This window comes from Nocardiopsis sp. CNS-639 (genome assembly GCF_000381685.1).
GTDB lineage: Bacteria > Actinomycetota > Actinomycetes > Streptosporangiales > Streptosporangiaceae > Nocardiopsis > Nocardiopsis dassonvillei.
On record NZ_KB906873.1, the window covers coordinates 99,692 to 110,251 of the forward strand.

Consider the following 10,560-nt stretch of genomic DNA (forward strand, 5'->3'; position numbering starts at 1 on the left):
CGCCCCAGCCACCAGTAAGGAGAACGACCGTGGACGAGCACGTCTCCGAAGCGATCGGCCGCCCCGACCTCATCGACCTGGGCGGCGGACTGCTGTGCCTGCGGTTCGAGACCCTCAAGGCCCTCTCGGCCCTGGCCGCCGTCCGCCACCTCGTCGAGAGCGGCGCCGTCCGCCCCGGCGACACCGTGGTGGACAGCTCCAGCGGCGTCTACGCGCACGCGCTGGCGCTGGCCTGCCACCGGTACGGCCTGCGATGTCACATCATCGGCTCCACCACCGTGGACCGCACCCTGCGCGTACAGCTGGAGGTGCTGGGCGTACACCTGGAACAGATGGAGTCCACCGACGACCTGCGCCTGGACCAGAGCCGCCGGGTGCGCCGGGTCCGGGAGGTCCTGGCCGCCCACCCGGACCACCACTGGATGCGCCAGTACCACGACCCCCTCCACTACCTGGGCTACCGCGAGGTCGCCGAGACGCTCCGCCGGGAGACGGCGGGCGCGGACCTCACGCTCGTGGGCGGTGTGGGAACGGGCGTGTCCACCGGCGCGCTGGGCACCTACCTGCGCGAGGCCGACCCGGGCACCCGCCTGGTGGGGGTGCAGCCGTTCGGCAGCGTCACCTTCGCCAGCGACGGCGTGCCCGACAAGGACATCATCATCGCGGGGATCGGCAGCGCCATCCCCTTCGGCAACGTCGACCACACCCTCTACGACACCGTGCACTGGACCGGTTTCACCGCGGCCCTGGCCGGGACGGTCGACCTGCTGCGGCGGCACGCCGTGTTCGCGGGGCTCTCCAGCGGCGCCGCCTACCTGGCCGCCCGGTGGGAACTCGGGCTCTCCCCCGGCCGGACGGTGGTGTTCGTCGCCGCCGACACCGGCCACCGCTACACCGAGTCGGTGTTCGCCCGCCACCGGGAGGCCGAGGCGGTGGAGGACCTCAAGCCGCTGGACGTCACCGGCACCTCCGAACTGCGCCTGCCCTGGGCGCGCATGGAGTGGCGCCGGGCCGGGGCGCCGCGGCAGGCGGAGTTCGACCGCACGGCCTGAAGCCGGACGCGCGGGCGCGGGGCGGCGGTGGCCGCGCCCGCGCCTGCGGCGCTGCGGCTCCCCGCGCTCCCCCAGTCCCGGGAGCGCCCGGAAACCCGGTGTTCCCGTCGCCCCCGCGGCCTCGGACGACCCGCCCGGACCACGATCACAGCAGGAGGAGCACGAAGACAACGCAGGTGGCGATGGTGACCAGCCAGCTGTGGGTGTTCAGCCAGTCCCGGGCGGTGGGCATGGCGTTTCGCGCACGCCTGCCCGCGGTCACGAGCACGAGCAGGGGCAGCGCTGCTATCAGCACGGTCAGAACGACGAATCCGAGCGCTGCCGCGAAGCCCTCTCCCCCATGGGCCAGGTGCGCTCCCACCGTGAGCATGACGACGATGTCCGAGGGCATCACCAGGATCACCAGCAGTCCCGTCGCGAACGCACGCGCGGTCCCGGCCTCCATGAGCCCCGTGAGCCACCCGGGGGGTGTGGACGTCTCCCGGCGGACGAAGGCCCTGATCGCGGCGGCGATGAGCAGCGCCACCAGTGCGAACTGGATCAGGTTGCCCACCGAACCGGTGTCGGAGGGGTCCCCCAGGGGGACCACCCCGCCGAGCAGGGCGAGGACGGCGTGGGCGAGGATCACGCCGGCGCCCGTGGCCAGGGCCACGCCTGCCAGGAACGCCAGGGACACGCGCACGGCCTGTCGGCTGGTGACCAGTACCATCGCCGCGATGATCTGGGGTCCGGCCATCATGGTGACCGCCAGCGGAAGGATCTTGAGGTCCATGCCTTCTCACCGCCAGAGCTGCCCGGTGCGTTCGCTCTTCGTCCGAGGCCGGGGGAAGACCGCCGCGGGATGTCCGCGCTGACGCTCTCGCCCGCCTACAGGTGGTTCTGCCCACCACCCGTGCGGCTGACCCCCGCCCGCCGGTTCGTTCGCTCCGCGCCGCGCCGTCCGGGGGTTCGGCCCGCTCGACGCGGGGCGGGATAATCGATGCCGATGCGTACCGAATGGACACCGCAAGACCTGCCCGGACGAGCGTTCTACCAGCTGATGACGGCCGTGATCCTGCCGCGCCCGATCGCGTGGGTCTCCACCACGTCGGCGGCGGGCGTGGACAACCTGGCGCCGCACTCCTTCTTCACCGTCGCGTGCACCCAGCCGCCGATCGTGCAGTTCACCTCGGTACGGCGCAAGGACTCGCTGCGCAACGTGGAGGAGACCGGCGAGTTCGTGGTCAACCTGGCCCCGGAGCCGATGCAGGAACAGGTCAACGCCAGCGGCACCTCCTACCCGCCGGAGGTGAGCGAGTTCGAGGCCCTGGGGATCGGGCGCGAGCCCAGCGCGTCGGTGCGCCCGCCCCGGGTGGCCGACTCCCCCGTGGCGCTGGAGTGCGTGCTGCACTCGACGGTGGGCCTGGGCGACTCGACGGTGGTGTTCGGCCGGGTGGTGCGGGCGGCCGTGGACGAGTCGGTGCTGGTGGACGGGCACCCCGAGGCGACCCTGCTGCGCCCGCTGGCGCGGCTGGGCCGCGACGAGTGGTCCACGCTGGGCGAGGTGCGGGCCCTCCCGCGGATCCCGTACCGGCCCTGACCTGCGGCTCCCGGCGATGACCCCGGTGGGCGGCTCCGACCGCCGCCGTCAGACGGCCGATCCGGCGTGCGGAGAGTCCGTCCCGATCGGCGGAGGCCGTCCGGACCGCCGCTTCCGACCCACCTGACCGGGGGCGGCGGGTACGGGTCCCGCACGGGGGATCCGGGCACGCCCGTCGTCCCCCGGTCAGACCCGCAGGTCGGTCTCCGGGAAGGGGAAGGCCGACAGGCGGTACAGGACGTCGGTGGGGTCGCCGCTCCAGTCCATGGCGCGTATCTGGGCGGCGCTGCGGCGGCCGGTGGCGGCGCGCACCAGCTCGAAGGCCGTGTCCGACCACTCCAGGTCGGCCCGCTCCCCGAAGGCCCACTCCTGGCCGGTGTCCGTGGCCGCCACGCGCACCCCGGGCAGCTCGGGGGACCACGCGCGGGCCGTCGCGCCCAGGACGAAGGCGGCCAGTTCGTCGGCGTGCTCGGGCTGGGCGGGCATCCCCAGCGCGCCCCGGACGTCGTTCTCGTGGTGCCACACGTCGATCGCGGGCAGCGAGTAGCGGGCCCGGGTCCGGGTGGCGAAGACCTCCAGCAGGGCCGGGGTGTCCGCGCGCCAGGCCGCGCAGAGCGCGGCGATGTCCAGGTGCTCGCGCTCGGCCACCTGGCGGGCGGTGACGGCGTCGTCGGCCGGGGGCGTGACCCGTTCTGCGGGCACGTCGGCGCAGAGCCCGGCCAGGTGCGCGTAGGTCTGCCGGACGGTCCACGCGGGCAGGGCGGGAACGGGCGTGGCGAGCTGCTCCGCGCTCAGGTCGTCGGCGAGCGCGAGCATGCGCTCCTGGCAGGAGGTGTAGATCTTCACGGTGTTCATGGCGCCACGGTACCGAACGCTGTTCGGTACCGTGGCGCCGGGACCGCGCGGGCCTTCACGGCCCTCGTGTGGGGGGTACGGTCCCTCCGGGATGGTCAGGTCACGGCTCCTGGCAGGTCACCCGCGGCTCGATGTTCACGTTCCCCGAGGTGGCGGTGAACCCGAAGCTGGCGCTCTCCCCCGCCGCGAGCGAGCCGTTGTGCGCGGCGTTCCTGGCCTCGAAGTGGGCGCCGTGGTTGACGAGCGAGGCGTTCCAGGCGCTGCTGACCGCCTGGCCGTTGGCGAACACCCAGTCCACCATCCAGCCGTCGGTCCCGTTCTCGCCCGCGGTGACCTCGACCTCGGCCTGGAAGCCGCCCTGCCACTGGTTGAGGACCGTGTACTCGGCCGTGCAGTACTCACCCGCCGGCGGGTCCGTGGGCTCCGGCTCGGGCTCGGGTTCCGGCTCGGGTTCCGGCTCGGGCTCGGGCTCCGGTTCGGGGTCCGGGTTGCCGCCCGAGCCCCCTTCGAAGACCACGTCGGAGCAGTTGTAGAACGCCTCGGGGCTGTCGGAGCGCTCCCACACCACGTAGATGACGTGCTGGCCCTCCTTGTCGGGCAGGTCCACGTCCCAGTAGTACTCGGCTCCGGCGACGCCGCCGCTGCGCAGCGGCGGGTCGGTGACCTCGTCGATGAGCTCCAGGGAGTCCCAGGTCAGCGCGTCAGTCGCGGGGTCGAACCCGTCCTCGGTGACGTAGGTGTAGAAGGTGCCCGGGTGCGCGGCCCAGGCGTTGTGGTGGAACTCCACCGTCGTGTTGGCGGGCAGCGCGGTGGTCGGCCAGTCGGCGCGGACCGCGTTGAAGGCGGAGAAGCTGTCGGTGGGTCCGCACAGCTCGCCGTCGGCCACGAACTCCTGGTGCCGCCCGTCGGAGTTGCTGATGAGGTTGCCGAACCAGTTCCAGAACGGGTAGTTGCCGCCCTCGGCCAGCGCGTCGGCGCAGGCGTCGTTGGTCGGCGCGAGCGCGCCGCCGCTGCTGCCGCCGGTGGCGTCCTGGAAGCAGGCGTAGGTGCGGCTGGCCGGGTAGGTGAACGCGCCGTGGGCCTGGGCCGTGTCGGGCAGCGCGACGACGGTGGTGCCGACGGCGAGGCCGCCGAGCGCCAAGGCCATGGCGAGGGTGCTGCGTGACCGCATGGGCCACTCCAATCTCTGTGGGGGGTGCCCGGCCGCACCGGGGCGGTGCGGCCGGGGCGGGTGGTCTGTTCCCTCAGCGGGATCAGCGGGTGTGTCGGGTCGGGTGGTCACCGGGTTACGGGGACTCCGGGCTGTGGGGGTACTGGGTCACGGGGATTCCGGGTTGTCTGGGCTCTGGGTCGCAGGAGCACTGTGTTGCAGGAGCACTGTGTTGCAGGGGTGCTGTGTTGCAGGGGTACTGGGTCGTAGGAGCACAGAGAGAGCAGGGTGCGGACGGGTCAGGAAGCGCTGCACGTCAGCTCGGGCGTGGAGACACCGCCGCTGGAGTTGCCGACGAACCCGAACGAGGTCGACTGCCCCACCGCCAGAGCGCCGTTGTAACCCACGTTCGTCGCGGTCACACGGCCACCGCTCCCCGACACCGACGCGTTCCAGGCGTGCGAGACACTCTCACCACTGCCGAAGGTCCACTCCACGGTCCACCCCGACAGAGCCGCACCCGCCGTCACCGTCACCTGAGCCTGGAAACCCCCCTGCCACTGGTTCGTCACCGAGTACACCGCCTCACACTCACCCGACGGCGGGTCGGTCGGATCCGGATCCGGGTCGGGGCCGGGGTCGCCTCCGAGCGCCTCGTGGATCGACCAGTAGGCGGGCTTGGGATCGTAGTTCTCGTCGATGGGCAGCGCCGCGCCCTGGCCCGGGAAGGTCCCGGGAACCCAGGAGTGGGCGTCGGTGACGCCCCACACGATCACACCCGAGCACCCGTCGACCGCGTAGCAGGCGTTGACCACCTGCTCGTAGTCCCTGGCCTGCTGCTCCAGCTTCTGCTGGGTGGCGGGCATCTGGATGCGGATGTCCAGCTCGGTGATCATCACCTCCAGGCCCAGGTCCACGAAGCGCTGGATGTTCTGCTGGACGCTGGAGGGGACCTGTCCCGCGATGAGGTGGCCCTGGAAGCCGATGCCGTCGATCGGCACGCCCTGCGCCAGCAGGTCCCGGACCAGGTCGTAGTAGGCGTCGCTCTTGGCGTTGATCCCGTCGATGTTGTAGTCGTTGATGAACAGGCGGGCGTCGGGGTCGGCCCGGTCGGCCATCCGGAAGGCCTCCGCGATGAAGTCCTCCCCCAGCGTCCGGTAGAAGACCGAGTCGCGGAACCGGGCGTCGTCCCCGATGGGCTCGTTGACCACGTCCCAGGTGGCGATGTCGTCGCGGTAGCGCCCCACGGTGGTGCTGATGTGGGTGTCCATGACGTCCAGCAGCTGGTCCTCGGTGAAGGTGCCGTCCCTCACCCACGAGGGCAGCTGGCTGTGCCACACCAGCGTGTGGCCGTGGATCAGCTGGTCGTTCTGCTGGGCGAAGTCCACGATGCGGTCGGCGTTGGTCCAGTTGAACTGTCCGGGCTGGGGCTGGACGGTCTCCCATTTGAGGTCGTTCTCGTGGGTGACGGAGTTGAACTCGGTCGCGGCGGTCTGCGCGTAGGCCGCCTGGTTCAGGTGCTGCGGCGCGACCGCGGTGCCCATGCGCAGCCCGCGCTGGTCGGCGAGTTCGCGCAGGGTGGCCTGCTGGGCCCGGGCCGCCTCCTGCGCCGTGAGCGCGGTGTCCTCGGCGTGGGCGGCGGCGGTCAGACCGCCCGTGACCAGGCTGAGGGCGAGGGCGACCGCGGCCGCGGCCCCTCCCCGGAGCCGTCTTCGCCCCTTGGTGACCAACATGGTGTTCCTTTCTTCTGTGGAGGTCGGGGGCGGGCGCCGTCGGCGCCCGCCCCCGTGCGGCTACGGCCGGTCAGGCGCCGTCGCCGAACAACTCGCCGTGGGTGGCGAGGGCTGTGGCCACGTCCACCTGCGCCCAGAAGCGGTGGTAGGTGAACTCGGGCACCGGTCCCCCGTCGAGGTACTCCTCGACCTGGGGCCAGTTCGGGTCGTCCTCGTAGAAGGACCGGATGGACAGGAACGTGGAGTCGGAGTCGACCGGGTCCCCGTTGGGCATCTGGCCGGTCCATCCCTGGGGGATGTAGAGGCCGCCGTCGGGGGCGCCGAACTCGTCGTCGAAGCGGGCGTAGTCGGCCCGCGTCTCGGGAACGGCGACGCCCAGGTCGTCCTGGTTGGCCAGGAGGGCGTCGAGCAGGCCCTCGGCCGTCGCGCGGGACTCGGCGTCACCGGTGGCGGCGGCGTAGTGCATGAGGGTCTTGGCCAGGCCCGCGGCGATGCCGACGTCCTGCCCGTGCGAGACGACCTCGACGCTCAGGTCGGGGTTGCCCGTGGACTCGCCCGTCCAGGTGTCGGGCTGGCCGCTCCACTCCATGTCGGCGGGGATGGCGAACTCGCCGTTCTCTCCGACGGTGGTGTTGGCGATCGCCCAGGGCACCCAGTCGTCCAGGATGTCCCCGGCGCGCTCGTCACCGGTGATGCGGTAGTACTCGGCCACCCGTTCCATGTCCCAGACCTGGAAGCCGAACCAGCGGTTGGACGGCGGGTCGTGCCAGACGGGCTTCTCGTCGTAGAACATGCCGTAGAAGGTGGGCGTGCCCGAGGGAGGCTGGGCGTAGGTGCCCTCCCAGCTGTTGGTCGCGCCGCCCGCGATGGCGCCGTCGGAGGACTGGAGCCACTCCAGGAACTCCAGCTGCCGGTCGAGGCTGGTGCCCCAGTCATCGGTGCCCGTGGCCGACTCCGGCTGGAGCGCGGACACCTCCGAGAGCGCGTAGGCCGCCATCACGTTCTGGTAGCCCTGGTGGGCGGAGGATCCGCCGATGCGCCAGGCCCAGGGGTACTGGGCGCTCTCCAGCGCGCCGCCCCAGGAGTAGTACCAGGCCATGAGGTAGTGCGCGGAGTCCTTGCCCGATCCGGGCGGGCAGGACTGGGGGTCGACGCAGTCGCCGATCTCCTTGAAGTACTTGTCGAACATGGCGTAGCGCAGGTAGTCGCCCATCATCGCCGCGTTGGAGACGTTCTCGGCGATCGCGCCCTCGTTGCCCTGCTCCGAGGCCCACTCGTGCGCCAGGTAGGCCACCTGCACGGCGCGCGCGTCGGCGTCGGGGGCGTTGGTGTAGCGCCACTGCTCGGAGTAGTTGTCGTCGTCGGTGAACAGGTCGAGGAACCCGTTCTCGCCGCCGTGCTGGAAGGTCTCGCAGGACGGGTGCGGCACGGTCTCCCAGACCGACTCGTTGGAGCCGCGCTGGAAGGTGTTGATGTAGGCGGGGGCCTCGTCGGTGCCGTCGCCGCAGAACCCGTAGCCGTAGGTGTTGTCCACGTCCAGCAGCCAGTGCATGCCGTAGACCTCGTCGGTGCCGTAGGTGCTGCTCAGCTCCTGGGCGAGCGGGTCCTGCCCCGCCTCGACCGAGTCGTCCAGCGGCATCGGGTAGTCGCTCGGGTCGAGCGACTCGGGGATGTAGGTCGCCGGGGACGACGGGTCGTAGGAGCCGTTCGTGGGCTGGTCGGCCGTGCCCGGGATGATGAAGGCCTCCATGGACTCCCACGCGGAGTTGAAGGGCTCCCAGTCACCGGTGATCCTGCCGTAGGTCGCCTCCAGCCACAGGTAGTAGCTGTAGGCCTCGGAGGTGGTGGCGTGGCCGTGGTCGGGCGCCTCCACGATCAGGGTCTCCACCGAGTGGTACGGCACGAGGAGGCCGTCGAACTCGCGGAAGTAGCCGCTGTCGGGGTCCTTGATCTTGTCGTACTGGGTGAGGAACTCCTCCTCGTAGGCGTTGGAGGCGCCGGAGAGTTCGCGCGCGGTGACGACCACGGGGTCGTAGCCCTCGGCGGAGACGGTGAACTCGGCCTGGGCGGGGTCGCCCGAGCCGTCGCCGGAGGAGGCGACCGTCACCTCCTGCGGGGTGTCCCAGTCGGCTTCGCCGAAGGTCAGCGAGGCACCCGAGGCCACCGACAGGGTCGGGCTGCCGGAGGTGCGCTCCACGCTGACGGCCACGTCCTCGGCGGGCGCCTCGGACAGGGCCACGTCGAAGGCGGTCTCGCCGCCGGGCGCCAGGGTGACCGAGTCGGGGTCCACGACCAGGGTCGGGTCCTCGGGCTCGGGCTCCTCGTCCTCGCCCGCGCAGTCCAGGCCGTTGAGGGTGAAGTCGGCGGGTGCCTCGTTGGCGCCGCTGTAGGTGGCCTGGAAGCCGAACGTGGCGGTCTGGCCGGAGGCGAGGCCGGGCGCCCAGGAGGGGCCGCTGGCGGTCACGGAGCTGCCGCTCTGGGAGACCTGCGCGCTCCAGCTGTTGCTGATGCGCTGGTTGCCGGAGAACTCCCAGCCCAGCGTCCAGTTGGAGACGGACTCGGCCTCGTTGGTGACCGAGACCTCGGCCGTGAAACCCGAGCCCCAGTCGTTGAGTTGGTAGTCGACGGAGCAAATCGGTGCGGCCTGCGCGGGCGCGGCCGGAAGGAGGGCGGCTAGGAGCACCGCTCCGAGGAGCGCGGGCGCGGGTCTGCGCCAGCGCGCCGTGCGGCGCGGGCCGGGGCGGGGGGTGGTCACGTGTCCTCCTCGGACAGGTTCTCCGTTCCCCTCCGCGGTCCCGCGCGCCGGAGGACGGCGCCGGGGCGGAGCTCTCCGATGGGGGGAGGCGGCGGGGTCGGAGTGCGGGTGTGGGGGGAGGGAGCCGGGTACGACGCTGTGACCTGCGGCTCGTTGCCCGGGTCGGGCCGGTGCGCGTCCGGTGGTTTTCCGGAATTTCAGACGCCCGTTTCGCGCACACCTTGCGGGAGCGCTCCCAGGCATCGTGGGGCGAAGTTAACATCCACGACACACGGAGACAACGGGTGCAAACATGGTGACTGCTCGTTAAGTTCCCGGGGCCCCGGGGCGGGCCGGACCGCCCCGGGGAGCCTCGGAGCGCAGTGCGGAGCGGAGGTGCCCGCCCGTGTCGGACGGGCACCCCTCGTACCACCGCACCGGCGGGCGGTCGCCGTTCCTACTGGATGGGCGGGTAGGCGTTGGCCAAAAGCTCCTGGAACTGCGCGGAGAACCAGTGCCCCGAGATCGGCGCGTCGGGCAGCGCACCACTCATGTTGTAGTTGTTGCGCGGGTTGCCCTCATAGGTCGGGTCGCACATCCGGTCGAACCCCTTGCCCTCGGGGTTCTCGATGAACTCACTGGACCCGTCGGACTCACCCGGCGGCTTCATCCACACATAGGCGTCGATCCCCGCCTCCGGAGCGGCCTGGGGGCGCTCACCCAGCCCCGCACCGGACTGGTTGCACCAGTTCCCCGACTGGAGACGGCGGTCGTAGCGGCCCCCGTCCACGTAGGCGTTCACATCCGTGCTCGGCCCCGGCCCGTCCGGACGGTCCGGTCCACCCCACCCGTTACGGGAGGTGTCGATGAGCATCCCGATCCCCGAATCGAACCCCTGGCCCACCAGCTCCTCACGCAACGCCTGGGCGAAGGACAGCTCGTCGGTGAACTGGTTCCAGTCCACCCAGTCCGACTGGCGCACCGGCGTGCCCGCGATGGTCTGGTCGATGGAGAAGTTGTCCTCCACCAGAGCCGAGTAGTTCGCGGTGTTGGCGATGAACCCGTGCACATCGGCCGGAGTGGCCCCGGCGGCGTTGGCCGCCTCGAAGAACAGCTCCGCCGAAGCGGTGAAGTTGTCCTGCCACCCGATCCACCCGTGGTGGCCGGCGTCGACGTAGTTGTAGACGTTGTCGATCGCGCCCAGCTGCGCCAGCGCGTAGCCCACCCCCTCGACGTAGTTGCCGTTGGCCAGCATCTCGTCGCAGTTCTCGGTCGCGGTCTCACGCGGGGAGACGTTGGTGACCAGGTTGGGCAGCGAGTCGATCTCGACCGTGGTCACCACCCGCAGCTCGGTGTCCTCGTAATCGGCCAGGATCTGGGCGATGGGGTCGATGTAGTCGTTCTTGTACCGGTCGATCTCGTCCGGGCCCAGCTCGCCGTTGGAGGCCAAAGCGGCG

General features: G+C 71.4%; 8 protein-coding genes. 2 read left to right on the top strand and 6 right to left on the bottom strand.

What is annotated here, in order from left to right; genetic code table 11:
• Positions 1-29 precede the first annotated feature (29 nt).
• A complete protein-coding gene (locus G011_RS0124170) occupies positions 30-1,052 on the top strand; it encodes a pyridoxal-phosphate dependent enzyme (RefSeq protein ID WP_019610722.1) in 1,023 nt (340 codons plus the stop codon).
• A 145-nt stretch (positions 1,053-1,197) separates the two neighbouring features.
• Here the strand turns inward: G011_RS0124170 and G011_RS0124175 are convergent, their stop codons facing one another.
• Entirely contained in the window at positions 1,198-1,824 is a 627-nt protein-coding gene (locus tag G011_RS0124175; protein ID WP_019610723.1) for a GAP family protein, read from the bottom strand.
• A 213-nt stretch (positions 1,825-2,037) separates the two neighbouring features.
• On the opposite strand from G011_RS0124175, the gene G011_RS0124180 reads away from it, so the two are divergent.
• Positions 2,038-2,631 (top strand): flavin reductase family protein, encoded by a 594-nt coding sequence (locus G011_RS0124180; protein ID WP_026338612.1) that lies wholly within the window; start codon positions 2,038-2,040, stop codon positions 2,629-2,631.
• A 186-nt stretch (positions 2,632-2,817) separates the two neighbouring features.
• Here the strand turns inward: G011_RS0124180 and G011_RS0124185 are convergent, their stop codons facing one another.
• The 5 genes from G011_RS0124185 to G011_RS30225 form a co-directional block, all read right to left on the bottom strand.
• Positions 2,818-3,486: a maleylpyruvate isomerase family mycothiol-dependent enzyme gene (locus tag G011_RS0124185; RefSeq protein ID WP_019610725.1), complete on the bottom strand. Its 669-nt coding sequence runs from the start codon at positions 3,484-3,486 to the stop codon at positions 2,818-2,820.
• A gap of 100 nt (positions 3,487-3,586) precedes the next feature.
• The gene (locus G011_RS0124190; RefSeq protein ID WP_019610726.1) at positions 3,587-4,657 is read right to left on the bottom strand and encodes a lytic polysaccharide monooxygenase; all 1,071 of its coding nucleotides are present in this window, start codon (positions 4,655-4,657) and stop codon (positions 3,587-3,589) included.
• Positions 4,658-4,935: 278 nt separating this feature from the next.
• Positions 4,936-6,369, bottom strand: a complete 1,434-nt coding sequence (locus G011_RS0124195) for an endo-1,4-beta-xylanase (RefSeq protein ID WP_019610727.1) — start codon at positions 6,367-6,369, stop codon at positions 4,936-4,938.
• A gap of 70 nt (positions 6,370-6,439) precedes the next feature.
• Positions 6,440-9,124, bottom strand: coding sequence for a glycoside hydrolase family 48 protein (locus tag G011_RS0124200; protein ID WP_019610728.1), 2,685 nt, complete (start codon positions 9,122-9,124; stop codon positions 6,440-6,442).
• Between the two features lie 436 nt (positions 9,125-9,560).
• Positions 9,561-10,560 (bottom strand): glycoside hydrolase family 6 protein (locus G011_RS30225; protein ID WP_036553048.1); only part of this gene is annotated, 1,000 nt, incomplete at its 5' end.